The sequence below is a fragment of the bacterium genome, assembly GCA_016708025.1.
In the GTDB taxonomy this organism is placed as follows: domain Bacteria; phylum Zixibacteria; class MSB-5A5; order GN15; family FEB-12; genus FEB-12.
Genome location: JADJGQ010000001.1, coordinates 184,524 through 210,269, shown reverse-complemented (window position 1 = coordinate 210,269; position 25,746 = coordinate 184,524). Strand labels below are relative to the sequence as shown.

24 protein-coding genes are annotated in these 25,746 nt (G+C 54.1%); 8 read left to right on the top strand and 16 right to left on the bottom strand.

Annotated features, from left to right (window positions below):
- The first annotated feature begins 203 nt into the window (after window positions 1-203).
- The 3 genes from IPH75_00895 to IPH75_00885 are packed head-to-tail and all read left to right on the top strand — an operon-like array spanning window position 204 to window position 2,485.
- Window positions 204-1,007 (top strand): DUF169 domain-containing protein, encoded by an 804-nt coding sequence (locus IPH75_00895; protein MBK7140618.1) that lies wholly within the window; start codon window positions 204-206, stop codon window positions 1,005-1,007.
- A gap of 18 nt (window positions 1,008-1,025) precedes the next feature.
- Entirely contained in the window at window positions 1,026-2,024 is a 999-nt protein-coding gene (locus IPH75_00890) for a hypothetical protein (GenBank protein MBK7140617.1), read from the top strand.
- Window positions 2,021-2,485 (top strand): GAF domain-containing protein, encoded by a 465-nt coding sequence (locus tag IPH75_00885; GenBank protein MBK7140616.1) that lies wholly within the window; start codon window positions 2,021-2,023, stop codon window positions 2,483-2,485. Before IPH75_00890 ends, IPH75_00885 begins: the two co-directional genes overlap by 4 nt.
- Before the next feature lie 57 nt (window positions 2,486-2,542).
- Here IPH75_00885 and IPH75_00880 read toward each other — a convergent pair whose 3' ends face one another.
- The 5 genes from IPH75_00880 to IPH75_00860 form a co-directional block, all read right to left on the bottom strand.
- Entirely contained in the window at window positions 2,543-3,337 is a 795-nt protein-coding gene (locus tag IPH75_00880) for a dienelactone hydrolase family protein (GenBank protein MBK7140615.1), read from the bottom strand.
- A 107-nt stretch (window positions 3,338-3,444) separates the two neighbouring features.
- Window positions 3,445-3,900 (bottom strand): large conductance mechanosensitive channel protein MscL, encoded by a 456-nt coding sequence (gene mscL, locus IPH75_00875; GenBank protein MBK7140614.1) that lies wholly within the window; start codon window positions 3,898-3,900, stop codon window positions 3,445-3,447.
- Between the two features lie 49 nt (window positions 3,901-3,949).
- Window positions 3,950-4,285, bottom strand: a complete 336-nt coding sequence (locus IPH75_00870; protein ID MBK7140613.1) for a VOC family protein — start codon at window positions 4,283-4,285, stop codon at window positions 3,950-3,952.
- 144 nt (window positions 4,286-4,429) lie between these two features.
- The gene (locus IPH75_00865; protein MBK7140612.1) at window positions 4,430-4,972 is read right to left on the bottom strand and encodes a DUF4410 domain-containing protein; all 543 of its coding nucleotides are present in this window, start codon (window positions 4,970-4,972) and stop codon (window positions 4,430-4,432) included.
- A 21-nt stretch (window positions 4,973-4,993) separates the two neighbouring features.
- The gene (locus tag IPH75_00860; protein MBK7140611.1) at window positions 4,994-5,986 is read right to left on the bottom strand and encodes a hypothetical protein; all 993 of its coding nucleotides are present in this window, start codon (window positions 5,984-5,986) and stop codon (window positions 4,994-4,996) included.
- A gap of 269 nt (window positions 5,987-6,255) precedes the next feature.
- Between IPH75_00860 and IPH75_00855 the strand changes: the two genes are divergently transcribed.
- The 5 genes from IPH75_00855 (at window position 6,256) to IPH75_00835 (ending at window position 12,607) form a co-directional block, all read left to right on the top strand.
- On the top strand, window positions 6,256-6,933 hold the full coding sequence (locus IPH75_00855; protein MBK7140610.1) for an OmpA family protein: 678 nt from the start codon (window positions 6,256-6,258) through the stop codon (window positions 6,931-6,933).
- 90 nt (window positions 6,934-7,023) lie between these two features.
- Entirely contained in the window at window positions 7,024-8,337 is a 1,314-nt protein-coding gene (locus IPH75_00850; GenBank protein MBK7140609.1) for an NAD(P)/FAD-dependent oxidoreductase, read from the top strand.
- A gap of 592 nt (window positions 8,338-8,929) precedes the next feature.
- Entirely contained in the window at window positions 8,930-10,024 is a 1,095-nt protein-coding gene (locus IPH75_00845) for a glycosyltransferase family 4 protein (GenBank protein MBK7140608.1), read from the top strand.
- A 57-nt stretch (window positions 10,025-10,081) separates the two neighbouring features.
- A complete protein-coding gene (locus IPH75_00840; protein MBK7140607.1) occupies window positions 10,082-11,305 on the top strand; it encodes a glycosyltransferase in 1,224 nt (407 codons plus the stop codon).
- A 60-nt stretch (window positions 11,306-11,365) separates the two neighbouring features.
- A complete protein-coding gene (locus IPH75_00835; protein MBK7140606.1) occupies window positions 11,366-12,607 on the top strand; it encodes a PD-(D/E)XK nuclease family protein in 1,242 nt (413 codons plus the stop codon).
- 55 nt (window positions 12,608-12,662) lie between these two features.
- Here the strand turns inward: IPH75_00835 and IPH75_00830 are convergent, their stop codons facing one another.
- The 11 genes from IPH75_00830 to IPH75_00780 all read right to left on the bottom strand — a co-directional run bounded on the left by IPH75_00830 (window position 12,663) and on the right by IPH75_00780 (window position 25,742).
- The gene (locus IPH75_00830; protein ID MBK7140605.1) at window positions 12,663-13,226 is read right to left on the bottom strand and encodes a hypothetical protein; all 564 of its coding nucleotides are present in this window, start codon (window positions 13,224-13,226) and stop codon (window positions 12,663-12,665) included.
- A 63-nt stretch (window positions 13,227-13,289) separates the two neighbouring features.
- Entirely contained in the window at window positions 13,290-14,792 is a 1,503-nt protein-coding gene (locus IPH75_00825) for a tetratricopeptide repeat protein (protein ID MBK7140604.1), read from the bottom strand.
- Between the two features lie 107 nt (window positions 14,793-14,899).
- Window positions 14,900-15,643, bottom strand: coding sequence for a 16S rRNA (uracil(1498)-N(3))-methyltransferase (locus IPH75_00820; GenBank protein ID MBK7140603.1), 744 nt, complete (start codon window positions 15,641-15,643; stop codon window positions 14,900-14,902).
- A 106-nt stretch (window positions 15,644-15,749) separates the two neighbouring features.
- The gene (locus tag IPH75_00815; protein MBK7140602.1) at window positions 15,750-16,298 is read right to left on the bottom strand and encodes an SET domain-containing protein-lysine N-methyltransferase; all 549 of its coding nucleotides are present in this window, start codon (window positions 16,296-16,298) and stop codon (window positions 15,750-15,752) included.
- 184 nt (window positions 16,299-16,482) lie between these two features.
- The gene (locus tag IPH75_00810; protein ID MBK7140601.1) at window positions 16,483-18,237 is read right to left on the bottom strand and encodes an amidase; all 1,755 of its coding nucleotides are present in this window, start codon (window positions 18,235-18,237) and stop codon (window positions 16,483-16,485) included.
- A 261-nt stretch (window positions 18,238-18,498) separates the two neighbouring features.
- Window positions 18,499-20,142, bottom strand: coding sequence for an amidase (locus IPH75_00805; GenBank protein ID MBK7140600.1), 1,644 nt, complete (start codon window positions 20,140-20,142; stop codon window positions 18,499-18,501).
- 21 nt (window positions 20,143-20,163) lie between these two features.
- Complete coding sequence (locus IPH75_00800; GenBank protein ID MBK7140599.1) at window positions 20,164-20,538, bottom strand: ribonuclease E inhibitor RraB; 375 nt, start codon at window positions 20,536-20,538, stop codon at window positions 20,164-20,166.
- Window positions 20,539-20,568: 30 nt separating this feature from the next.
- A complete protein-coding gene (locus IPH75_00795) occupies window positions 20,569-21,666 on the bottom strand; it encodes a deoxyguanosinetriphosphate triphosphohydrolase (GenBank protein MBK7140598.1) in 1,098 nt (365 codons plus the stop codon).
- 25 nt (window positions 21,667-21,691) lie between these two features.
- Window positions 21,692-22,531: a hypothetical protein gene (locus tag IPH75_00790; GenBank protein MBK7140597.1), complete on the bottom strand. Its 840-nt coding sequence runs from the start codon at window positions 22,529-22,531 to the stop codon at window positions 21,692-21,694.
- The gene (locus IPH75_00785; GenBank protein ID MBK7140596.1) at window positions 22,528-24,162 is read right to left on the bottom strand and encodes a lamin tail domain-containing protein; all 1,635 of its coding nucleotides are present in this window, start codon (window positions 24,160-24,162) and stop codon (window positions 22,528-22,530) included. The genes IPH75_00790 and IPH75_00785 overlap by 4 nt, the downstream gene beginning before the upstream one ends.
- A complete protein-coding gene (locus tag IPH75_00780) occupies window positions 24,159-25,742 on the bottom strand; it encodes a hypothetical protein (GenBank protein ID MBK7140595.1) in 1,584 nt (527 codons plus the stop codon). The genes IPH75_00785 and IPH75_00780 overlap by 4 nt, the downstream gene beginning before the upstream one ends.
- Between the last annotated feature and the right edge of the window lie 4 nt (window positions 25,743-25,746).

Here is a 25,746-nt window from a genome sequence, read left to right as displayed (position 1 = left end):
ATATTTACCACTATCATTGGGTAGTTTCGGCACTGTCGTGATCGGCTGAACCAGATCAGGGGAGTTTGCTCATTCTTTAGACAGGTAATTGACCCATACCTTTCGGTAGGATATATTCGTGAACTGAAACGAGATAATCATGTTCAGATGGAGTAATGAATCGGCCGTTCGAGCCGCGACATTAACCACCTTTCGGAGGAAACATGCCGGAGACCGGCCAGACAGGATCAGTGCGCGTTGCTCTCGAGGACGCGCTTAATCGCCACGTTCGCCTGACAACCTTTCCGCTGGCGGTCCGAATGGTCCGTCCGGGTGAAGCATTGCCGGAACGGACGAAACGTCCGAAGAAGGAATTCGGCCATACTGTTGCGGTCTGCCAGACGTTTTCTATCGCCCGACGGTACGGCTGGCAGATAGCTGTCGGCGGTGAGGATATCGGCTGTCCGCTGGCGTTGACTGCCTTCGGTTTTAAGCCGATGACCGAGACCTATTCCTGTGGAGAAATGTGCGGCGGCATGTTCACTGAAACGAACGAGATCGGCGCCAAAACCGAGGCGGAGCTTCCCAAGTTCAACTTCCATGAATACGAGTATATCCTGGCGGCACCGATCGGCCGGGCCGATTTTGAGCCACACCTCTATCTGGCCTATGGCAATTCCGCGCAGGTGATGAGGATGATGACTGCCTATCTCTGGAAAACCGGCGGCTACCTGACCTCCCGTTTTTCTGCTCGGCTCGATTGCGCAGATATCTGTATTGAGACGATGCAAACCAATAAGCCACAGGTTATCCTCCCCTGTTATGGCGACCGGGTGTTCGGGCAAACGCAGGATGATGAAATGGCGTTTTCGTTCCCGGCCGGGATCGAACAGGCAATGATCGATGGATTCGAGGGGACCCATCAGGGCGGGATTCGCTTTCCGACGCCATCGTATTTGCGGTATAATCCGCAGTTCCCGAAACATTATTACAAGCTGTTCGATGATTGGAAGTCATCAGAGAAGTAGAGAGTTCAAAAGCAAAGCATGGAAGCACTCAGTCACCGCGAACGGATCGCGAAAATTCTCGTCGGCGAAAAGCCGGACCGGTTTGCCGCGTCGTTCTGGCGACACTTCTTTCACCTTGAGTCAACCGCCGAAGGGCTGGCGGAGGCAATGGTTGGATTCCAGCGGCAGTTCGACTGGGATTTTATGAAGATCAATCCCCGCGCGGATTATCATATCGAGGACTGGGGATTCACGCACGAGTTCTCCAGTGATGAATTCACCAAACATCGCAAGACCTACTTTCCGATCCAGTCTGTGGATGATTGGGAGAAGATCCAGCCTCTGTCGATGACCTCTCCCTCGCTGGCTGAACATCTCAAAGCGATCTCGTTGATCCGGAAACAGGTCGGACCGGACTTGCCGATCCTGATGACTGTTTTTACGCCGCTGGCCATCGCCGGACGAATGCTCTCGGACAAGCGGATGTTGGCTGAGCATTTGCGGGAACATCCGGAGAAGGTCATTCCAGCGCTTCGCGCGATCACGGCGACGTACCGAGAGTTCGCCTCGGAGGTTAGGAATGCCGGAGCCGACGGGCTCTTTTATGCGACCACCGCGTGGGCATCTGAGGATATGCTGACCTGGGAAGAGTATGTTCGATTCGGACTCCCCTACGACCTTGAGGTGGTCGGCGGCACGGGAGCGGATGCGCTCAACCTCTTCCATGTCTGCGCCTCCAGCAACTACTTGAAGAGGCTGGCCGGATACAATTATCATGCGGCGATGTACAATTGGGACGATGCCGACCCAACCAACCCGACCATCGACCAGGGGATCGGACTTCTCCATGGTAAGGCTATCGTGGGCGGAGTAGATTACCGTGGATGGCTGACTCGCTGTGATGCCTCGGAGGTCGGTTACTTGATCGATAAGCTGAAGAATCAATCCGATCCGTCGAAACTGATAATTGGGCCCGGCTGCGCGATCGATCCAGCCACGCCGGCCGCTAACCTGAAAGCTATACGAGAAAGACTATGATGGACAATTCACGTATCCAGTTGATCGATAATATTCGTATCGCCGTTGCCCAGGAGAACTCCCGTGACAGTATCCTCAAGGTGGCCGCAGAACTGATCGATGCCTACTCCGAGGATTTCAACTGGACCGGGTTTTATATGATGGATGGTGACGTACTCAGGGTGGGGCCGTATGTCGGACCGGTAACTGAGCATACCGTGATAGAACTAAATGCCGGTATTTGTGGCGCAGCGGCATCGCAGAAGCAGACGATCATTGTGGATGATGTGCGGAGTGATCCGCGCTTCCTGGCCTGCTCGATTCATACCCGTTCAGAGATCGTCGTCCCGCTGATGGATGGAGCAACGGTGCTGGGAGAGATCGATATCGACTCCAATCGCCCGATGAATTTCAGTGCGGCGGATCGTGAGATGCTGGAGCGAGTTGCTGATATCGTGGTGCAGCGGCTTAAACAGATATAGTGCAAAATAGAAGAGGCGGGTCATGTGACCCGCCTTGAATTCAAATCATATTCCTACTTACTTCCCGAATATCTCCCCAAAGAACGACTTTATCGCTTCCCAGCTCCGCTTGTCCGCCAATTCATTGTAGGCCGCCCCTTTGGCATTATCTGTTCCGTTGTTCGGATTGGTGAAGCCGTGGACGGCGTTGGCATACATCACCAGTTGATAGTCAACTTTCGCCGAATCCATCTCCGCAACAAAGGCATTGACCTGTTCGATCGGAACATACGGGTCGATAACGCCATGGCAGACCAGGACTTTGGTTTTGATATTCGCGGCATTTGAGGGTGTCGGATTGGCGAGATTCCCATGGAAACTGACGACGCCGTTGATGGTTGTCCCCCCGCGTGCCAGCTCAAGGACGGTTGAGCCGCCGAAGCAATAGCCGATCGCGGCAAGTCGAGTTGGGTCGGTCAGGCGGAAACTGCGGAGTTGTTCGAGTCCGGCATTGGCGCGGTCACGCATCAGTTGGCGGTCGGTATAAAACTTCCCGGCCCAGGTGCTGGCCTCCTGCGCATTCGCGACCTTGACATCTTTTCCGTACATATCGAGGGCGAAAGCAACATATCCGAGTGCGGCAAGTTGTTCGGCACGTCCTCGGGCGTAGTCATTGATCCCCATCCACTCATGCACGACTAGTATGCCGGGGCGCTTGTCAGTGGTGGCATCATCGTACGCCATGTACCCCTGTAGAACGACATCGCCATGCGTGTATTCTATCGTCTCCGTCTTGATCGCGGCTGAGGCAACGACTGCCATACATAAGACTCCGAGAATGGTTAGTGCGGTTTTTGTCACGGTCTCCTCCATGAAAACTGAAAGGTGGAATCGGTTTGTCTGTAGCTTAAATGAAAGCCGCAGGGGTCTGGTTCCCTGCGGCAATGCATGAATTGTCGGTGAATAAGAAAAGTCGCGACTTAGGCGGCTTTGACTTCAGACGCGCAATGGGCGCACTTGGTCGCCTTAAGCGGGATGGTCGACAGACAGAACGGACATTCCCTGGTAGTCGGGGCGGCGGCCGGGGCCGGTTGCTCGCGCTTCATCTTATTCATCCCCTTAACCAGCATAAATACCGCGAACGCGACGATGACGAAGTTAATTATGGTGTTGATGAACAGGCCATAGTTGATGGTAACTGCCCCCGCCGCTTTAGCACCGGCAACCGATGCGTACGGTCCAGCCTGAGCTCCTTCCTGGAGGACAACAAACAGGTTTGAAAAATCAACATTTCCCATCAGCATTCCGATCGGCGGCATGATCACATCACTGACCAGCGATCCGACGATCGGACCGAATGCGGCGCCGATGATAATACCGATGGCCATGTCCATGACATTGCCACGCATGGCAAATTCCTTGAATTCCTTCAGCATCTTCGCTCCTCTCTTCCCGTTGTGAGGAAGTATGTTGTGGTCTAACAGATCAGGCGAATTCTTTGGGATCTTCCCAGAGATTAAACCAGAAACCGAACGGGTCCTGCATATAACAGCATTGCCCTTTCCCCTCCCACCGCACGACCGTACAGCCAGCCGCCATCAGTTCTTCACGAGCCTTTTCGAGATCTGGAACGACAAACTCCATAATCGGCCCGCGTGGTTCCCCGTTGTCAAAGAAGATACGGTTTGGTCCGCCAGTCAATTCCGGTATCTCATCCGAGGCATTCATCTGGGAAAGTCCCATGGTATCCCGATAAAAGGCCATCATTTTCTGGGCATCGGGTGATTGCAGACACAGGCATCGGCTGAACTTGAATGGCATGGCAGATCCCTTGCGTTTGATTAGATCAGATATGACGAATCTATACTGCGACAGTGGGATCGTGCAAGTTGTTTCTTGACCAGTCCGGGTAAACGAACGGGAGCCCTCGTGGGCTCCCGTACAATACTGGGGGTATCAGACGTACTATCCCTGTGATTTCATCAGTTGCTTCATTCTCTTCTTAAGAGCCTTAGCGAAATTCTTCGCCGTAACGTCAAATACCTTATCGCCGCCTTCGGCCCAACTGGAAACAGTCCCTGTGAAATTTCCGGCGTACACCACTGCATTGTTACGCTTGTCCACCAAGCGGAGTGCTGTCGTCACTTTGGCATTCCCCAACCCAAAACCGATAAAGAATCTAACCGCGCCACTTCCCTTTTTGAAATCCAGAATACTCCCCTGGACCTCATAGAATGCCGAGTCAGCACTCGGCACAGTACTGAATATCTCCGCCTTGGACAATTCAGTCATAATGGTCGTTTTGAATCTCTCAATATGCTCTGCCGTCGGTTTCTTCGCCAGTTCAAAGTCGGCCGGGAATTCATCTTTGATCTCGCCCATAGAGACCGCGGATGTTTGTGCCAGAGGCCGTTCAAGGTCGGTGGTGATGACGTACGGTTTACCGCATCCGGAAACCAGCATCATTGCTAAAATCAGGAGAGCAAAAGAAAGTCTTAGCGTCTTCATGGATATCTACTCCAGTGTTTGTCAATCGCGTTTGTCTTTTGGGGAAAGATGAAAGATCACACCGCATCGGAGGTCAAAATTGTATCCGTACTGTATGCCACCATTTCCGTTACTTCCCACATAGATCAGGTCGAGATTCCCGCCATAGCTCAGACCAATCGTCCGAGAGAGCATGCTGACCCCGCCAACTCCCACGGTGGTCGTGAAGCGACTCTTATCGGGAATGATAGTGAAGGTATACAGATCCCCAGTCCCTTGCTCGCGGGCCACAGCATGACCCGAAATGCCATTGGTCGTCGCTCCCAGCCCGCTATACAGATACCAATACCCCTTGTCGAATCGGTCAGGCTTGTACGACTGCTGGTATTGGACCGAGAAGAGGTACCGCCACGCACTGAATTCGCTTTCATCGCTCACGAGTGTAAATTCATACGGGAGGATCTTTTCCACGAAGGAGTCTTCCAGCTTGGAGCCCGCCTTGGAGACGGTTCCGCGAAGTGCAAGGTTTCGCGAGACCGGAATGACGACAGAGACGCCGAATCCAAGTCCTGTCCCGACCCCCTCGTAATAGTCGCCTGCCGGAAGGGTGAAGTTGCCTTCCATGACAAAGGCCAGGTCAAAGGGGCGAGTCTTTTGCTTTGTGTAGACTGGGTGTTCAGACTCCAGCCAGAGCTCTTTAGCGGCTGGGGAATCGGTACTTACTTCAGGAGATGGGGTAGGCGCAGGGGCCGCCTCTTCCTTGCGATAGTCACCCCGCAAGACTTGAGTGGTTATATCATTTCCGCCCTGGTCGAGAATCGTCCTGATATCGGCGAAACTGGCCGCCCGTTCTTTGCCATCGACCTTGAACTTGACCACCTTGTACAATTGCACGACCGTATATTCGACTTTGTCGAACTGATCGCCATTGTTAAGGATAATTGTGCCGACAGCGCCGAGTACCGGCGATGTAGCCATGAGCAGAACAAAGAAAATTGCCACTAAGCCTGCGCGATGCCTGGTTGTCTGATGCATATGGTGTCTCTCCCACACAGGTTTGATTTGCAGAAAAATACCGCAATGACCGTGGACAATCAAGGAAATTATCAACCACTTTCTCCCTTACACATCAAGATCTTACGTGAACGCGAGTGCGGTTAATATCGAGTTCGACCACCAGCGCGCTCCGGATGGTGTGCGATTTCAGTCAGTCGGCGGAGTTCGCACGTATAACTCAAACTTGACAGCGCTCTAAGTCGGCGTTTTTTTGAATCAAACATCCGCAATGATATTGGAGGAAAGTAATGTTTAGGAAAGTAACCATTCTCTTTATTCTGGCGATCTTTGCCCTTATGTCAACCTTTGGCTGCTCCAATTGGAGCAAGAAGGAAAAGGGAGCCGCTATCGGCGCGACAGGCGGCGCGGTTATCGGCGGCTTGATCGGTAACAAGGCGGGCAATACTGCGGTCGGCGCGATCCTGGGTGCCGTCGTTGGTGGAGCGGCTGGTGCCTATATCGGTAACCAGATGGACAAACAGGCCGAAGAGATGCAGCGTGATCTGGAGGGTGCCAAGGTCGAACGCGTTGGCGAAGGGATCAAGATCACCTGGGCCTCGGGGATTCTCTTCGATGTCAATTCAGCGGAACTTCGACCGGCCGCCAAATCAAATCTGACTGACCTGGCGCGGATTCTCAACAAGTATCCGGAATCCAACATTCAGGTCGATGGTCACACTGACAGCACGGGCACCGCCGAATGGAATATGGAGCTGTCCAAGCGTCGGGCCGAATCTGTCGGCATGTTCCTGGGAGAACAGAGTGTGAATTACACCCGTCTCAAGATGGTCGCCTGGGGCGAAACCATGCCGGCTGACGCCGCCAACTCGACTGATGCACTGCAGGCCAATCGAAGAGTCGAGGTCGGCATCTTTGCCAATGACAAGTTGAAGGATGCGGCGATGAAGCAGACGCAGGGACAGTAAGTCGGACGGAACTTATCCACTTTTGCGTCGTTACAGATTGTACCATGTTCGGAAGATGCCGAACATGGTACTTTTTTTGGAGGGATATGGATGCAAAACGATTTGCCTACTGATACGAATAGACGTCATCACGTTGTGATCATCGGTGGCGGATTCGGCGGACTCAATGCCGTCCGAGCGCTGAAACGTGCCGATGTTGATGTCACGCTGATCGATCGCCGCAATTTCCATCTCTTTCAGCCGCTGCTCTATCAAGTGGCGACCGGCGGGCTCTCTCCTGCCGATGTCGCTTCGCCGCTTCGGTCTATCCTTAAAAATCAGAAGAACGTCACCATCCTGCTCGGAGAAGTAACGACTGTTGATATCAATAACCGGATCGTTGAACTGGCAGACAAAGAGACTATTCCCTACGATTCCCTGATCATTGGTGCCGGTGTGCGGCATCACTACTTTGGTCATGAGGAATGGAGTCAGGCGGCACCGGGATTGAAGTCGATCGAGGATGCACTGGATATTCGCACGCGGATATTCCTGGCATTTGAGACGGCCGAGCGAGAGACCGATCCGGTGGTCCGATGCGAATGGATGACCTTCGTTCTGGCCGGAGGGGGCCCAACCGGGGTGGAGTTGGCTGGCGCACTGGCGGAGATCGCCAACGAGACCCTCTCGAAGGACTTTCGAAGGATCAATCCTCGCGATGCAAAGATCATTCTGGTCGAAGGAAATGACCGGGTGTTGACGAGCTATCCGGAAACACTCTCCGCCAAGGCCCGCAGATCACTGGAGAGACTTGGAGTCGATGTTCGTACTTCAACATTGGTCACCAAGGTTGATGATCGCGGTGTGGAGATCAAGCACGGCGAGCAGATCACTCGCATAAACGCACGGACTGTCCTCTGGGCAGCAGGTGTGCGTGCTACATTCGACAGCGAAGCATTGGTTGGCGGCAATCGATCGCTTTTGGACAAAGCTGGACGAATACTGGTCGATCCGCATCTGAATATCCCCGGCCACGAAGATATCTATGTCATTGGCGACCTCGCCTCGTTTACTCACCAGACCGGAGAACCGCTCCCCGGTGTAGCGGCGGTGGCAATGCAGCAAGGGACTTATGCCTCAAAGGCTGTTGTCGCGAGATTGCAGGGGGAACAACTTCGTCCATTCCACTACTCGTTCCCCGGAGATATGGCGACAATTGGTCGTAACGCGGCAGTCGCTGATATCAAAGGCTTCAGGTTTTCAGGGATGTTTGCCTGGCTGATGTGGGTCTTCCTCCACTTGATGAAACTGGTCGAATTCGATAACCGATTACTGGTTTTCGTTCAATGGCTCTGGTACTATGTCACTCACAATCGCGGTGCGCGTCTGATCACAGGCGAACATCGAATGCCGAATGGTCACTAAATAAGTACTGTTTTTATCGTTCCAGTCTGGTGTCAGTCTGAAACGTTTGCCAGTATCGACTTGAAACTGGACGTCAAAGTATACTTACATTCTTCGCCTCTCTTCTATACTGACAAGAAACTCCACGTTACCATGTAATCACTTACGAATCAGTTACGAAATCCCTGCGGCGATCATCACGGTTGGCACAGTTCTTTCTATGTAATAGGTCGTTCGCACATGGGGAGCTGGGGGCGTTGGGAGTGCGCGGACGCCAAAAAGGGGCTCAGGCGGCGGGGGTTCAGGGACAAGGAAGCCGCTGACGAGACGGGGCTAGTAAAAGTGGGGAGAAACTCTCGACCTTCAGTTGGGGCACTAGGGTCAGGAGAGAGGGGCGCAATGTACAGCGCAATCTGTGATTGTGCCGAATAAGAGAGCAGTCCACCGCACCTGGACTGCTTTCTTCTTTTTTTGCCCACCGGCCTACCGCAAAAATAGTTACAACCATCCTATTCCTGCTGAGTATAACAATCGGAAACATAAGGAACCTGGCAACCTGAAATTGATAGCGATGGCATAACCTTTGGAACCGCAAACAGTTTACAGACAGAAGATGGATGGGGAGCAGATTCCCCAGGATCGTGGTCGGGCGATACGCCGACGCATCCTGATCATCTCACCGGTCTGGCAGCAGGCTGAATCTGGCGGGCCTGATGTTTCGTTTTTGGCTGCTCGCCTTTCGAGAGAAGGACATACCGTCTCCCTCTACTCCTGCTGCCGGTCCGGCTCAACTGCTCGCTATTCCTCACAGCGCCCTCAGGATTCCAGAGTCTCATGGATTCAGATGCTTCGCGAACTACATCGCCGAGTAGTCGAACACGACCTGATCTATTTGCAGGCCACGCCACCACTCGAACTGGTCAACTCGCTTCTTCCCGTACTGATGCTGGCCAGATTCTACGGTAAACAGATCGTGATCTCTTTTGCCGGGGGAAATGTCGAAGACCTGAACGGCAGGTTCTCTCGATTCCTGATCCCCATGCTTCGACTGGCCAACAAGATCACGGTTCCGACTGAATGGTCGGCTCGTATCCTCGCTCGGCATCACCTTCCGATTGAAGTGGTGCCACCGGCGATAGACACTACCTCTGTCGCTCCGCGCCTGATACAGGATCTGCAGCCGCGAATGCTGTCATTCCTGTTGGCTGGTCCTGAGAGCAATCTGACGGCTATTCTTCGGGCGTTTAAGCTAACCAAGCAGAAATACCCGCGGGCCGAACTAACGCTCGTCGGTTCGGATGAACGGCTCTCCCTTGCTGTATCGATGATAAGTCAGGTGGGTTTGGTTAACTTGGTCAACAACGGAGACTCCGAGGCAGTACGCACTTGCTGGCAGTCCTGTGACCTGTTGATCAACAACTCGACCGATGATGATCTGCCAACCCCGGTATTGACGGCATTGAGCCTGGGGATTCCTGTGGTCACCTGCGACTCCGGCGGGATGACCGCGGTGGTGCAGAATCGGCAATCCGGATTGATCTTCCCCGCAAATGACCCGGTCGCCCTGGCCGGTCGAATCATAGAATTGATCGAAACACCGCTTTTGGTCACCCAGCTTTCCCGCTCCGGACCGGTTGAATCGTTCCGGTTCGGCTGGCCCTCCGTCCGCAGTAGTTGGAACTCCCTTTTCAACCGATACTCAAACTAATATACTCGGATGGTCGGGCGGCAGGTAAGGCCGTCCCATGCTGGAGACAACCCTTCAATGCATATTGTCTGGTTACGGGCAGAACCGATCTTTCCGCTGGATAGCGGCAACCGGATCCGAAGTTACAGTTTGCTTCGCGGCATTGCCCGCGAGGAGGCGGTGACCTATGTCGGATTGCGGCAGGATGAATTCCTGGTCGGTCAGATCTCCGACCAATTCTCGTCCCCTGCTATTACGATCTTTCAGCCTGCCGAAGAAAAGCAGGGTCTGTCGTTCTACAGCCATGTGGTGATGAATCTCGGTTCGGTCTATCCGTACTTCATGAAGCGGTACAGCAGTGGCGCGATCAGTGATGAGATCCACAAGCTGGTTCAGTCGGGCGCCTGTGATCTGATCATCTGCGACACGCTGGAAAGCGCGGTTAATCTCGATTTCAATCTTCCGGTTCCCAAAGTACTGTATCATCACGCCATTGAGACGTCGCTCTGGCAACAGCGATATGAAACGGCCTCGGGGATCATCCGTCGCGCCTACTTCAATTACGAAACCAAGCGGATGGCCGCCTATGAGACCTCCACCTGCAATCGATTTGACCGGGTGATCGTCACCAGCGAAAAGGATCGTGAATCGTTGGTGGATGATTACAAAGTTACCGCACCGATAAGTGTGATCCCGGTCGGCGTTGACTGTGCGTTCTTCAAGCCGGACAAGGTCGATACCACCATTCCGAAACGTTTGGTCTTTTCGGGATCGCTTGATTTGCTGTCGAATATCGATCAGTTGCTCTGGTTCGTTTCCGAAGTCTATCCGCTGATCCGGCGGGAGCATCCGGATGTATCGCTGGACATCGTCGGTCCGAACCCGGCGACCGAGATTGCCGCGTTGCCGCACAAAGACAGTTCGATCACGGTGACCGGATGGGTGAAGGATATTCGCCCCCATCTGGCGCAGGCTGATATCTATATTGTCCCGCTGCAGGTCCCGGGGGGAAACCGCGTCAAATTGTACGAGGCGATGGCGATGCGTCGCCCGGTTGTCTCCACCAGCTATGGAGCCGAGGGGCTCAACCTGATCCCGGAACGCGATCTGGTGATCGCCGATTCAGTGCGCGAATTTGCCTCGGCGGTCAATCTCCTCCTGGCCGACCCGGAGCGAAAAACGCGACTGGCCGAAGCCGGCTGGCGCAAGGTCAATCAGGAGCATGACTGGAGCCAGATGGTCCAACAGGCACTTGAATTGATCAGGACAGTCGGATTGAGAGCGACCAGCGTCGGAAAGTGATTGTCTTTCCCCCTCCTCCGACCTATCTTCCGCGACACCAGGGGAAGAGATGGTCACGGAATGAAAAACTTATTCAGTCACAATGCACTCAAGACTTTTGAAGAATGCCCGCGGCGGTACAAGTTTCGATTTATCGAAGAGATCGAATTGCCGAAACGGGTACCGGCCAATATTTACCTCGGGCAGGTCGTCCATCGCACTCTTGCTCGCCTTTACGCTATCGTCCAGGAAGGTAAGACTCCTGACCTCGAGTATCTGCTGAAGTATTACCAGAGCGAGTGGGAAAAGCCGGAGCGCGAGCAGATCCACATCGACCGCGACTATATGACGATGGATGATTACATCGCGAGCGGTCGTTCTATGATCGAGACCTACTACGCCAAATATGCGCCGTTCACCGAGGCAAAGACGATCGGGATCGAACGGAAGCTGAACGGATATCTCCCCGGTTCATCCTATAAGTTGCGCGGCATTATCGATCGTCTCTCACGACGTCCGGATGGAGCGATCGAAATCTGTGACTACAAAACGGGCAAGGATCTCCCTCGCGGCGGTCGCGACCCGATCTTTTATCGCCAGATGGGAATGTACCAACTTCTGGTGCAGGAGAACTTCCCGGATTTCACAAAAATCGAGCTGGTGCAGCATTACCTCAAGCTGAATGAGACCATCACGTATACTATGTCGGCCGAGGAGCTCGATGAACTGCAGGAGGAGCTCCGGACAGTCATTGCGTTGACCAGACGGGCCGAACAGCTCGATGACTTTCCGGCGCGCGAAGGGGGCTACTGTGATTTCTGTGAATACCAGCAGATCTGTCCGGCTAAGCGACATCGCCTGATCCTGGCCAACGAGGCTGGAGAAGTTGACGGCAAAGAACAAAGCACAGCGGAGCTTGCCAGAAAACTGGTCGAAGAATACCTCGATCTGTATGGCCGCTTGAAACAGCTTGAAGCCGAACAGAAAGCGCTCAAAGAGGATCTGACCCAGGTCGCCAAAGATCTCAATCTGCAGAAACTGACCGGTGACTCTGGGACAGTCACCGTCTCAATCAAGCAGCAGGAGAAATTCCCCACCAAAACGGATGACCCTGATGGTTATGCTGAACTTTCCCAACTGGTTCGCCAGCTTGAACTGGATAGCTGCCTGAAAGTCGATGATCACGCTTTGCGTGATTTGGTAATCAAGAAACGACTCCCCGAAGAGAAACTGGCTCTCTTAACCGCATTGATGCGGATTGAAGAACTGGTGAGTGTCAGGGCCACGCCAAAGAAGATCGACTCCAGCGACGGCACCGAATAGGCATAAAAAAAGGCGCCGATCAAAGACCGGCGCCCTGTCTGAGAATTTCTCTCTTCTACTCTTTTCTTACCACAAATGCCGGGATGATAATAGCATCCTTCTGCGCCACTCGGACAGTGTCCGGCGGTGTCCCCTGCAAGGAATCCGCCACAGCCATCAAGCTGTTTTGCGGATTGACAGTCGTGGTGTCGACATCCAATTTCTCGATCGGCTTGTTTTCAAGCGATGAAACATAGATGGTGGCCAGGCGTCCTTTGCCGGGGAGAAGCACCTTTTTCGAGGCACCCGGTCCGACCATTCCCAGCAACACGCACTGGATAGCGGTATCAGCCCGGAATGACTTCATCCCAAAGTGCTCGACTCGTCCGCCGGTAAAGACGGCCGAATCGGCGACAATCTGGTTCAGACCGGAGGTCATCCGGAAGGGAACCGATAGTCCGAGCACAACTTCATCGTTAAAATATGAAACCGTGATGGTCCAGTGGTGGTCATCTATCTTGGCGACATCTGCCCAGATAGTATCCGGCACGCCAAAATTGTCGACCTGGGCCGAAGCGTTCACCGGCATCAGCGCCAACAGCATCAAAAGAGTACAACATCCAATAACAAAACGGATCATGGGTCCTCCAGCGTATCAAATTGCGTATCGTCTCTGTTATACACCGTAACGAGCCGCCCGATGTCATTTCTGGGTCAGCTCATCCCTGGGCATGGTCATGATCCGGCGCAGCGATTCGATCAGGGAATCGGCCTTGGCCGGATCGTTCAGTTTTTCTCTATGGATCTCCGCCGCTGTGATCAGGGCGTTCTGGCCCATCGTCTCCTCGGGGAACTTGTCAAAAACTTGTAAGAGCATACCAGCGGCGCCGTTCCAGTCGCTATTGCGACGTAGCAGTTCGGCTCGGTAGGTCATGGCAACCGCCTCTATCTGGGAACCGGAGGTTCGTCCGGCGATCGAACTGAAGAACTGATCGGCGCGCCCCATCCATTTCTCGGCTTCAGTCTTTCTCCCCTGTTTGGCCATTTCATCGCCAACATGCAGATAAGACGACATTGCCTGGTCGGAGGCGGCATAGTTATCGATCAGGAAGCGATATTCCGTTTCGGCCCGCTCCCAGTTTCCTTCCTTTTCATAGGACTGTGCTTTGACAAATTGGGGTGCGGGATTCGACATGAAGAACCCGCGGTAATCACGATTGAGATCGGCCAGCAGTGAACGAGCCTGATCGTACTGCTTCTTCTCCATGTAGACGAGCGCTTTCTTGAAGATGAACTGCGGTCTGGCGAGGGTGTCTGAACCACGCAATCTTGCCAGAATGTCGTCATAAATCTGGACAGCTCTATCCAACTGTCCAAGCTGAATCGCATAAATATCGCCGATACGGGTCGAAGCACGCCAGTCGGTTTGGCCAGCCGAGTCTTTTAGTTGTTCGTACGCATTAATCGCTTCCGGCCACTGTTTCTCCTGTCCATACAGGATTCCCAGCATAGTCCAGGAGCCGGTCCCCAGTTTTGTCCCAGTCCGCTGGCGGGCGAATCGTCCGTAGTAGTCGGTCGCAGCTACGTACTGCTGTCTGGCATTCACGGTGTCGCCGATCCGACTGTAGATCTGATAGATCTGGGCGGGAAGGCTAAAGACAGGTGTTATGATCTCACCCTGCATATCGATCGGCGGGCTGACCCGCTCAATCGCTTTGCCGTACACGGTGATAGCACTGTCCCACTGTCCCGATGCCTGCAATGCCTGTCCCAGATTCACCCAGGTGACCGCAGTCTCGAGCGATGGCAACGTTAGCTTTCCGAGCAGTTCGTTGAGAATAACGGTGCAGGTATCGTAACGACGGAGCTTATAGTAAAATTGCGACAACCGCGAGGCGGATCGCAGAGCGATCTGGCCAAGCTGCATATACTCGATCGAATCGCGATGCTGATCAAGTTGGTCGAGAGCAGCGTAAGCGGTCGTGAGCGAGGCTCCATAGGCGTCCCTGATTTGGCGCGCAACTTTGTCATCCCGGAGCTGCTGCCGGATCTCAGCGTCGCTCAGTTGCTTCTCTGCCTGATGGAACAGCTTCTCCGCATCGTAGCGAAGTTTGGTAGCCGCCGGATCAGAACAACCTGAGGCGACTGCCAGCAGGGCCAGAAGTAGTATCAATCCGAACGTTTGGCTGGTTGTATGTAGCCGCATAGCTTTGATTTTCCTTTGTTCGATGCGCCGAAAAGATAGGTCGGATCGGCAGGAGCAACAAGTTTAAAAGTCGGACACTTAGGTCGCCCCATCCGGGGGGCGAGGAACTAGGGACAGAGGCTCAACTCGACTTGGCTAAGGGCCGCCGCCAAGGCAAACTCGACTCGAAGGTTGGCTTTCCCGAGTGAAAATGACGTGAACCCGGCCCGTCCGAGCAGGTCGCGCTCAAAGTCGACCCACCCCCCCTCCGGACCGATTGCCAGAATAACCTGCCTGACCGATTGGTCAGCCAACAGAGCGTCAATCATCGGACGGTCACCAAGATCCGCCAACAGCTTTGGGGCCTCCGCAGAGCCCGGCAGACTGGGCAATTGATCTTCAACAAAGGGACGGAAAAGCGGATGGACGGTCACTTCGGGCATTCTCGTCCATTCCCCCTGACTGAGCCCTTCCACCAGGTATGGCTCGAAGCGGCCATCTCGGAAGACGGGCGAATCGAGATAACTCTTTTCGGTTCGATTGGCCCGCATAAAATGGAGCGATCTGACACCAAACATGGCGGCAACAAATAGCACTTTGCGCATGATCTTGGGTCGGGGAACCGCGCAAAGCAGGTCGATAGCCACAGATGGCGCAGGAGAAAGCGTCATGGGACCAAGCTCGATAACAGTTGCCTGGTCGTCAGCTGAGAGAATACGGCCTATCCCCCGTGGTCCGTTGAGAACACCGACTGACAATTGATCACCGGAGCGCAGTTTCAACAGACCGCGAATATGCAGGTGCCGGGAGTCATCAACACGATAACAGCCGTCAGATTGCAGGTCGGATGGAGTCAGTAGTAGTAAGTTCATATCCCTTTGTGCCGAAGGTTTTCGGTGACAAGAGGAATATCGGCAGGTAGCCGCTCAAGGGCAATGGAGATTCGGGGGGAGAGAGAAAACTCCTGTTCGAAGAGTGCTAGTGCTTTTTCGAAGTCACCTTGTGGTCAGTGTGTCGGCCGGGGTGACGGTTGGTCTTCGGTTTGCCATTACCGTTAGCAGAGGGTTCGATATTTAATATCGTACCGCGGCAGGCATCGGTGCCGCAGCGGCAAACATAGAAATCTCTCAGTGCTTTGGTGATACGCCCGGGGGCGGTGAAGTGGTAATCGTAGGTCAGCTCTTCACCCGGGTAGATCGTTTTCTGGGCGAATATGTAGATCCGTCCATCCTCATCGAAAACTTCGCAATTCGGGTCGCAGGAGTGATTGATGAAACGGGCATCATTGCCGCCGATCCCGGCATCGATCGTGGTCATTTCATCGACAGAAAACAGGAAGGTATGGTGGCGTTCCATGGCCTCTTCGTTGTAGCGCTTCAATTCCAGGTCCGGTCCGATCCGTTCGCCGACGTACTCAATGATGCGGGTCCCCTTGCGAATCAGGGTAAGCGCAAAAGCGCCACGCCCCTGAATGCGGGACTGGCGAATGATAAAATAACCGTTGTTCCGTTTGCCGTTGCTTTTCATATCTGAATGTAACCTCAATGCCCGACTAGCCCGATCGTGCAGATGCTACCGCGGAGAGAGTGCGGGGCTGTTGACGGAAGATAAGCGAAAGTCGAAAAATGCCAAGCGGGAATATTTATGATAGAGCGAAAGTGTACACTTTTTGGGCAGACAGTCTATGGATAACCACCGACCATGCGGTCTGCTACCAGAGGTTTAATATCCCGGGTCGATTGTCCGAACTGTCGGCCGAGGCGGAACCGGCCCCCGGAGTGGTCAGTCGGTTGCCAGGGAGCTCTTGCCCCGGTCGAATATACCGTGGCGGATGCAACAGGTGATGGCCGCTCGCATCCTGATACTGTTTTGCCACCGCCAGCAGGGTCGCCTCATCGTACAGCGGCCCAACCATGGTGATACTGGTTGGAATGCCTTGCAAATCAAATCCGTTCGGCATCACTACACAGGGATGTCCGGTCAGATTGGTCAGGAAGAGGTTGTTGCCGTCGAAAGTCGGTGCAATGATCACGTCGACCAATTCGAACAACTTGTTCATTTGCTCGGCGGCCTCATGCCGTAACCGGGTCGCCTGAATATATTCAACCGCCGGGATAAAGCGCGAGGCACGGAAGAGGTTCGGCCACGACGATTTCAGTTGCTGAGCCAACAGATCATCCCGATTGCTCCGGGTCAGTTCATCAAATGAGGCGGCTGCCTCCGCCGTCAGGATAAATTCCATCGCTTTGACCGGTATATCCGGAAGCGTAACCTCTATCAAGTTAGCCCCCAGCCGTCGAAGTTGCTGAATTGACTTCAGATCATTGACGCGGTTGGTACCCCGGTCAAAGTCCGATTTGAGATAGCCGATCCTCAGCTTGGAAATATCGACCCGGTAGTTATAGTTGAACGGAAGATCACCGACCGACTGATCCTCGCCATCGGGACCCATAATGCAGTTCAGGACGATCGCACAATCTTCCACAGTTCGGCAGATCGGTCCGACTTTGTCGATTGATCCACTGAGCGTCATTGAACCAGTGCGACTGACCCGACCAAACGTCGGGCGGAGACCGGTGACACCACAGCGGGTCGAGGGGGAGACTATTGACCCCCAGGTCTCCGTCCCCAGCGCAAAGGGAACCAGACCGGCAGAGGTCGCCGCCGCAGGACCGGCGGATGATCCGGCGGAGCGTTCATTCAAATTCCAGGGATTGCGGGTTATCCCACCATACCAGACATCCCCCCAGGCAAGTTCTCCCATTGAGAGTTTTCCGACAAGGACTGCACCCGCTTCTTCCAGCTTCTTGATCACCGTGGCGGTGTTCGCCGCAATGTTGTCCTTGAACGCCATGGTGCCAAAAGTGGTCGGATAGCCTGCAACATCAAAAAGGTCCTTCACGCCATACGGGATTCCGTGGAGTGGGCCACGGTAGACCCCCGCGGCTATCTCCTGATCGGCTTTAGTCGCCTGCCTGAGAGCCAGGTCCTCGGTCAGAGTAATTATGCAATGAAGATCGCCACCAAACTTCTTGAGGCGAGCAAGATACATTTGGGTCAGAGCCGTGGAGCTGATTTTGCCTGTACGAAGGAGTTCTCCCAGTTCACGGATCGAAGCAAACGCCAGGTCATTGAGATCAGATGGAACTTCGAGAGAACTGACGGGACTAAGCGCCATTGACAATTTCTTCCGGTCAAACGTCATCCCCGAAGTGACCGGGCTGAACAACATTGAGGACTGCTCACCGGACGAGAGTTGTGATTTGCGCAATAGCTCATAGTCCTGACGGTACTGCGTCAGGATCTCGATCATGCTATCGATCTCGGCGGGGGTGAAATCGATGCCGATCAGTTTCTCAGCGGCTTCTACGCGCGAGTCAGTAATTTGTGAGGTGTCTGGCGGGCTGGCGTGAAGAAGTGAAGCGGCGAGAAGAATGCTACAGAGATTTAGTATAGTCCCTTTCATACGTCCTGGTTTCAAGTCCGCGAATGCAGTGCAACATGCATATCTTGTACCACTGACAAGACGCAATATATAGCAGGTTGTTGCTAAGAATGATGGAAAATCGGTCGCAAAGTTTGCGCGTTAGAAAAAGACGGGCCGACTAATGTAAGGATTTGAAAATCGCTAAGATTGCGACGAAAGAAACTGTACGTTTGCGCCCACTATTAACCCTACAATGGAAACTTCAGACCAGGCAACAGCACTCTCACTGAATGCAGGATACTACTTAAATGACTCTGGGTGCTTCAGATGAAAGTCAGTGGCATCCTGATACGCTTTGGCGGCGCCCAGCAACGTAGCTTCATCAAAGAGACGGCCGACAAATGTGATACTAACCGGGTGTCCGGAAGAATCGAATCCATTGGGGAGTACCACACAGGGGTGACTGGTAAGGTTTGTCAGCAGAAGATTATTCCCCTCGAATGAAGGTGCCAGATACAGGTCAACAGCTTGCATCAGTTGATCCATCTCTTGAATCACCATGTGGCGAAGCCGATTCGCCTGGATATACTCCACCGCCGGGATCAACCGTGAAGCGCGAAAGACGTTTGGCCAGGCATTCTTGATCTGGCGAACCATCAGATCATCGCGCCCCGACCGGGTCAACTCGTCAAACGCCGCTGCTGCCTCGGCACTCAGTATGATCGACATTGTCTCTATGGGGTAGTCCGGAAGTCTCATTTCGATCAGCTCCACCCCCATGTCGCGGAGCTTCTGGAGAGTGGCATTGTTGGTCGTGGCGAAATTCGTATCTGCCGTGAAGTCCGACGCAAGGTAGCCGAGCCGTAGTTTTGAGAGATCTGTCTTCGGCGAGTAGTTGAACGGTGCATCGATCAGTGTTAGGTCTATTCCGTCGGTGCCGCGGATAGCATCAAATACAACGGCACAATCCTCAACTGACCGGCAGATCGGCCCGACTTTATCCATTGTCCAACTGAGCGCCATCGCCCCAGTCCGGCTGACCCGACCATAAGTTGGGCGGAGCCCGGTTGTGCCGCATCGAGTCGAGGGTGAAACGATCGAACCCCAGGTTTCGGTACCGATGGCAAAAGGAACCAATCCAGCAGAGACAGCCGAAGCCGATCCGGCCGATGATCCGCTGGACCCTTGCGCAGTATCCCATGGATTACGCGTTTTCTCACCGAACCAGACATCCCCCCACGCCAGTTCTCCCAACGAGAGTTTGGCCACCAGAATGGCTCCCGCCTCTTCCAGCTTATGGATGACGGTGGCATTCTCGGCAAATTGCTGATCCTGATAGGGAGGCGTTCCCCAGGTAGTTTTGTATCCACTGGCGGCAAACAGATCTTTGGCACCGTATGGAATGCCGTGTAACGGGCCGCGGTATTTCCCGGCCGCGATCTCAGCATCCGCCCTGGCAGCTTGCTGCATTGCCTGTTCCTCGGTCAACGTGATCACGCAGTGAAGCTGCGGATCATACTTTTTTAGTCGCTCCAGACAAAGGGTTGTCAATTCAGTGGCAGTTACCTGGCGAGTTCGTATCAACTCACCCAATTCTCGAACTGTGTAAAAAGCCAGAGCATTGAGATCGGCCGGTCGCTTGATTTTCCCCAGGGAGCTATATTTGATCTTCGCCTGACGGTCGGGGATCCGGAATCCGATCGGCAGTGGATTGAATTGGATGGCCGGAGGGACCGCATTGTTGATCTGAACCATCCGAAGTTTCTGATAGAGAGCGAGATACTCCTGCAGTGACTCACGCATGCTGTCGCGTTCAGCGTTGGAGAAGGAGATGCCGAGCAATGTCTCCGCGGCGGCAATGTGGTGTGGCGCGATGTTAACACTGTCAGGCTGGGCTATAGCATGCGATGCGAGCACCGCCATCAGCAGGCATATGCGGATCATACCGGCACCTCACTGGGTTGGTTACTGATTTTTTACCGGCTGTGCATACCAGCCATGGTAGTCGGCGTTGGCCATGCGCGCCAGGTCACAACAATAATCGGTCATCTCATGCAGGCTGGGAAGCATCGGGATCACTTTCAATTCAGCTTCCAGCCGCCAATGGAAATCGACTTTGCCCGGTTCGGCCAACGGTTGTTTTGATACTTTGAGTACATGGAATCCACTGCCCAAAAGGAGACTCCGGAGGATCCCCACAGAGATATCGTCCTGCATTTCGAACTGATGGCAGGTAGTATGGGCGACACCTAGATTGGAGCCATCCCGCTCAAGAGCCGCCAGGTGTTGCGAATTTAATTCGCGATTGGTTCTCTTTTGTTCTCGTGATGTGCGGTCCATAGTCTCACGCCCGTGTCCGGCGATTCTCCCTCACGAAAGGTCGCCGAATAGCTTTTCGGCGAATCGGTCGGTCATTCCGGCAATATAATCAGCCACGACGATCGGTCGCTCTTCTGTCAACAGCATTTCGCGAAACCGATCGGGCATCAGATCCGGCCGACTGTTCAGCCGTTCAAAAAGTAGTTCAATTATCTGTCTTGCCCGGCGAGACATCTCAGCCATGTGAGCATGTCGGTACAGCTTCTCTTTGAGAAATTGCTTCAGCTCGGCAACTTCTTCCTTCATGGATGCCGAGTAACCGACGATCCGTTCAGGCGATGATGCAACATCGGCCTGGGTCACGATCCTCAATCGATCTATTGCCCCGGCTGTCTGCTCCATTACATCAACAGTGGCGCTGTTCACCAGGTGCCTGACCAAAGTGAAGCGCTGTTCTCGATGCGACAGCTTGGGTCCGTCCGTGGGGTGATGCCGCCCCGGTCTGGTCCAGATCCCCAGCTCTGCAATTTCCTCCAGCCGAAGGAGTTCCGCGGCCAGTCCATCATCGATATCATGCGCATTATAGGCGATCTCATCGGCAATATCAACCAGCGAGGCTTCCAGTGATGACCGCGCCGACGGGTCAAACTCCGGTCGATGCAATTTCACGGTCGTTTCATGTTTGGCTATTCCCTCACGCACCTCGAATGTCAGATTCAACCCGGGGTGATCGGGGTACCGTTGTTCGAGCAGATCTACCACGCGAAGTGACTGATTATTGTGATTGAAGCCGCCGTGGCCAGCCAGCAGCTCATTCAGCACATCTTCGCCGGCATGACCGAACGGCGTATGCCCCAGATCGTGAACGAGCGCAATCGCCTCGCTCAGGTCCTCGTTGAGGCGGAGACAACGCGCCATAGTTCGGCTGATCTGCGCCACTTCGATAGTGTGGGTCAAGCGGGTGCGGAAATGATCTCCTTCATGCGGCAGAAAGACCTGAGTCTTGTACTCCATGCGGCGAAAAGCGGTCGAGTGAATGATCCGGTCCCGGTCACGCTGAAAGGCGGTGCGATAGGGGTGTTCAGGTTCGGGGAAACTACGCCCCCGCGACTCACTCGCCTTGGCAGCATACGACGCAAGGGTGGACAGCTCCAGCATTTCGATGTCGGCGCGTTTATTCAAATTCGCCTCCGGTCTTTGCTTTCCTCTGCCGGTTGCCAAATGAGATCGAAAGTGTTTGCGAAAGCCCCAATACCGGGTGAACTGAGGCTCCGTAGGAGATCCGTCCCCTTTTGAAATTAAACTCAATCCCACCGCCAGGCTGAGTCGGCGCGGTGATCACGCCAAGCATCAGGGCTGCGCTATTCCCGAGACCAATATACTGCCCGAGCGAAAAACGCGGACGCTCCATCTCCTGCAATTGCACTCTTCCGACTAACGCCAGATTCTTGCCGCCTCGATACTCTATTTCCGACACATAGACGGGCTGAATTGCCGGACTGCCATCATTCAGCGAAGGTGAGGTTAGATTGTCGGCCCCGATCGCCGCGGAGAACGAGCGATAGCGATAGGCTGCCGAAGCATGGAAAGTTGCGGCGCTCAGGTCAGCATACGTACCGCCAAATCCGAGTATCCGATATGAACCGCCGACCGCAATGGTCAGGGAGTCGATATGTAACGCAAGTGTCCCCTTGGCCGTCTGTTCGGTGTAGAGTTCGGACCGACCAAACTGGGAGAATCCAATTGCCAGGCTGAATTTCCCTTTTCTTCCCGCCGCGGCCAACATGAACTGGTCAAAGTCCTTCAGATCAAACGCACGGTTAAGAGCCGTTTCAACGCGAAATTCTCCCAACTGCAAACTGCCGGTCGGTAGATTCAGCAATTCCGAGGGAGATTGTTCAGAAAGCAAAATTGCCTGCCCAAAGGCGGTCCCTCGCCCGGTGAGAAAGTCATAGGCCGATGTGCTGCCGGATAAGAGTAGGACAATTGCGCCAATGGTGAGAAAGCGTTTCATCGGGCTATCACCACCGTTTCTTTGACCGACTCTACTCCCTCTGCTTCAAAGTAGCAGATATAGATCCCGATCGGTAATCGATTCCCCGCATCGGATCTCCCATCCCAGGCGATCGTGCCGGTGGTCAATGGTTCGCTGTCGAGAAGGGTCTTGACCAGATTGCCCGTGCGATCGTAGATCTTGAGCGTGTAGGCCGAAGCATCAACCACGGTCAGATGCAGGGTCGTGGCATCTTCGAATCCGTCGCCGTCCGGCGAGAAAATTTTCGGGATCACAGAGATGGTAGTATGCTCACCGGTCGGCTGCGTCCAGACCGTGTTCGATTCGCCGGGAGTGCCACCCGATGCTGCCGAGCGTAACCATGGGCCGATCGGCTGTTCGGATTGGTCACGTGAAAAAGTGTAGTTCCCCTCGAATCCCTCTATATACTGATAGAAATCGGCGCTAAGACTAAATGAATCGATGAGCCGGATCAAATCGCCGCCGTTGTTGAGACTTGGCCAGGAGGATGGCTCAAATATCCGGCCATCGAATTCGTCATAAAACGAACGAAACTCCAGCGAATCCTGTGCGATGACCAGACGCTCCCCCGGAAAAACTGGCGTGGAGGAGGGAACGATCTCACGAAGATTCAGCTCATCACCGATCTTCCAGCCTGCCAGGTTGATGGTCGTGTCCGAGATATTGTGCAACTCTACCCACTCGCTGCCGAGCGGAATCGCCGGATCCGGGAGAAATTCCGACAGGATCAATGGAGGATATGCCTGTCCCGTCACCCTGATAAAGGCATTGTTGTTGGCAGTGCGGTCATCCGGACTGAGTCGAAGGCCGATCTGGGCGTAGATCCCACTTTCCTCGAGGGTGAATTGAAGAGTGTCCCGCCTTCCCGGCCCCAGTGGTTCGATAGCCTGGGTAAGGATCGTGTCCTGTGTGTCAGTAGAATCAGTTGCTTGTCGACGGTAGAGCAGGATTGACTGCACTTTCGCAGTATCATCTCCGCGATTGAAGATCGCGACCGAGATATCAGCACCGCCAATGGACGAGTTTGTCCAGACGGAATCAAGTTCCAGATCGAGCGAAACCGGACTGACGGAGTTGGTCCTGCCGGGAGTTGACCCGGTAGGGTCGACTGAGTTGACACCGGCATCATTTGAAGCGGAGATCCGCTCCCAGGAATAACCATCGCCACCAATGTCCGACCAGGTCAATTCGGAAAGAAGTGTACTTACCAAATAGAGTCGGATGAATCCACCGTTGTTGGGAAGCGAGAAAGTCTCCTCGGCTATGCGAAGCCCTGCCTCCTCTGGCGTATCTCCCCAGAGACCGGAACTGTCTCCCCAGACCGTCTCAAAACCGGGAGAACCGGCCGTGCCGATCAGTCGTCGACAGAAGATCATGTAGCTGTTGGCAGGAAGAAACCCGTATCCATTCAGTGAGATGTTAGTACCGTCAACGACAAGGACACACCGGTTTAATTCCAATGCTTCAGAAGAATCGTTGAATATCTCTATCCACTCCAGTGTTACAGAAGTGCCTGGCTCGTTTACCAGCGCCTCATTCACCAGAACACCGGCATTCAGCGACACGGCACACCCGAGAACAACTAAGAGTGCAAGCAGCGATCTCTTCATAGCGCGGCGCTCACTTCCAGTCCGAAAGTCCTCTGATAGTGATCGCTGGCATCAGCGGAATATCTCTCCGTCACTTTGGTGGCGATTGTCACTGTCGCTCCGATCTGCTGTTTCACTTTGGCAAAAAGATACCAATAGTCGATTCGGCCATTCATGTACCGGGCCAAATTCGACCAGAACTGCAATTCAGTAGCCGGGGATGGCCGGAATCTCAGATCTGTCAGCCAGGAAAAGGCGCCATTGCCGGATTCGGTGGCACTCTGACCGACAACAGTCTTGACGTTCAATTGCTCACTCGCATAGCGAAGGCTACCTCGTATACGGTGAAACAGGCTGTCTTTTACCCCTCGCTCCGTTCGACCAAGATAATATTGTATCCCTGCTTCCCAGCGCGATCCTGCCTGCCAGGCAATTTCACTGCGCAGTTGCTGAACCGAACTGTCGGCATTCAGCCAGGCGGCCATCGCCTTCGAAGACCAGCGGACCGCTTTCGCAAGTTTACTCTCAACCCCTATTTGTATGCCGGTCTGACCGGCACGACGATCCGAAATTGACAAGTCGATCTCGGCCAACTCCAGCGAATGACTTATCGCCGCCGATCTGCCGCCTGAAGCCAGCGCCAGATATGAATGGTCATACCTCCAGCCGGAGATAGCCACTCGACCGAATTCAGTCCTGATCCGAGCATCGGCGAGCAATGTCCCGTATGCCTCTTTGGCTCCTGTTTGCGCGCAATACTCCAGCGTGATATCACTGCCTGAGGAGTGGAGTTGCATCGTGACAGCGGCCTTATGATCATGCAGTGTCTCGTCGGAAGATCTGTTACGCAGTGCAGTAGTCGCCAGAGTAACCGACGGCCGCACTCTCCCTTTGGTAGTGGCAACGCACGCCGCCTCCGTCTGCAGGGAGTACTCATCATTGCGATTGTAAGAAGTCAACATTGTCATCTCAATCGTGCCACTCTGGAGTCTGACACTTCCGCCATTAAACCCACCGTAGTCCGGGCAGAGAAAGCTCTCCCAATTCAGTTCGTCAGGCCGGTCAAACAGCTTCCCGCGATAGCTCACTGCCGAACCAAGGCCGAACTTGCGGCTGAATGACCCCAAGGTCACTTCACGCACCAGGCCGCTGTCATCGCTATATGAGAGCGTTCGCCCGACAAACCGCTCACGCCCGGATGTCTCTTTTCTCGTCCTGACCAGAAATTGCCAGTGTGCCGACGGTTTCCCCTTGAGCAGGGCCGCATAGCGAGAGCGCTCCGGTTCATCCATTACCTGATAAAACTGATACCGTGCAGTCACTGCCTGCGATTCCCTTCGCTTGCGAGGTTTGGGCGGTTTTCCGCCGCTTTCCTCCTCCGTGTCAAGCGAATCGGTCGACAGGTCCGCAAGGTCAAAAAGTGATGGGTCGATCCCGTATTGGACCGCCTCCATCAGCAACTGGTACTGGTCGAAATCTATTTCGCCGGTCACCCAGGCTTCATAGATCTCATCTTCCGATGGAAAGTTGGTATCGGAAGCTCCCGCCGTTGCCTGCAGACAGCATAGCCCGGCACACAGAATGCCGGCAACGATCTTCATGTTC

Coding starts and splice junctions, on each gene's coding strand:
- IPH75_00895 (MBK7140618.1), top strand. CDS start 204: ATGCCGGAGACCGGCCAGACAGGATCAGTGCGCGTTGCTCTCGAGGAC.
- IPH75_00890 (MBK7140617.1), top strand. CDS start 1,026: ATGGAAGCACTCAGTCACCGCGAACGGATCGCGAAAATTCTCGTCGGC.
- IPH75_00885 (MBK7140616.1), top strand. CDS start 2,021: ATGATGGACAATTCACGTATCCAGTTGATCGATAATATTCGTATCGCC.
- IPH75_00880 (MBK7140615.1), bottom strand. CDS start 3,337: ATGGAGGAGACCGTGACAAAAACCGCACTAACCATTCTCGGAGTCTTA.
- mscL (MBK7140614.1), bottom strand. CDS start 3,900: ATGCTGAAGGAATTCAAGGAATTTGCCATGCGTGGCAATGTCATGGAC.
- IPH75_00870 (MBK7140613.1), bottom strand. CDS start 4,285: ATGCCATTCAAGTTCAGCCGATGCCTGTGTCTGCAATCACCCGATGCC.
- IPH75_00865 (MBK7140612.1), bottom strand. CDS start 4,972: ATGAAGACGCTAAGACTTTCTTTTGCTCTCCTGATTTTAGCAATGATG.
- IPH75_00860 (MBK7140611.1), bottom strand. CDS start 5,986: ATGCATCAGACAACCAGGCATCGCGCAGGCTTAGTGGCAATTTTCTTT.
- IPH75_00855 (MBK7140610.1), top strand. CDS start 6,256: ATGTTTAGGAAAGTAACCATTCTCTTTATTCTGGCGATCTTTGCCCTT.
- IPH75_00850 (MBK7140609.1), top strand. CDS start 7,024: ATGCAAAACGATTTGCCTACTGATACGAATAGACGTCATCACGTTGTG.
- IPH75_00845 (MBK7140608.1), top strand. CDS start 8,930: ATGGATGGGGAGCAGATTCCCCAGGATCGTGGTCGGGCGATACGCCGA.
- IPH75_00840 (MBK7140607.1), top strand. CDS start 10,082: ATGCATATTGTCTGGTTACGGGCAGAACCGATCTTTCCGCTGGATAGC.
- IPH75_00835 (MBK7140606.1), top strand. CDS start 11,366: ATGAAAAACTTATTCAGTCACAATGCACTCAAGACTTTTGAAGAATGC.
- IPH75_00830 (MBK7140605.1), bottom strand. CDS start 13,226: ATGATCCGTTTTGTTATTGGATGTTGTACTCTTTTGATGCTGTTGGCG.
- IPH75_00825 (MBK7140604.1), bottom strand. CDS start 14,792: ATGCGGCTACATACAACCAGCCAAACGTTCGGATTGATACTACTTCTG.
- IPH75_00820 (MBK7140603.1), bottom strand. CDS start 15,643: ATGAACTTACTACTACTGACTCCATCCGACCTGCAATCTGACGGCTGT.
- IPH75_00815 (MBK7140602.1), bottom strand. CDS start 16,298: ATGAAAAGCAACGGCAAACGGAACAACGGTTATTTTATCATTCGCCAG.
- IPH75_00810 (MBK7140601.1), bottom strand. CDS start 18,237: ATGAAAGGGACTATACTAAATCTCTGTAGCATTCTTCTCGCCGCTTCA.
- IPH75_00805 (MBK7140600.1), bottom strand. CDS start 20,142: ATGATCCGCATATGCCTGCTGATGGCGGTGCTCGCATCGCATGCTATA.
- IPH75_00800 (MBK7140599.1), bottom strand. CDS start 20,538: ATGGACCGCACATCACGAGAACAAAAGAGAACCAATCGCGAATTAAAT.
- IPH75_00790 (MBK7140597.1), bottom strand. CDS start 22,531: ATGAAACGCTTTCTCACCATTGGCGCAATTGTCCTACTCTTATCCGGC.
- IPH75_00785 (MBK7140596.1), bottom strand. CDS start 24,162: ATGAAGAGATCGCTGCTTGCACTCTTAGTTGTTCTCGGGTGTGCCGTG.
- IPH75_00780 (MBK7140595.1), bottom strand. CDS start 25,742: ATGAAGATCGTTGCCGGCATTCTGTGTGCCGGGCTATGCTGTCTGCAG.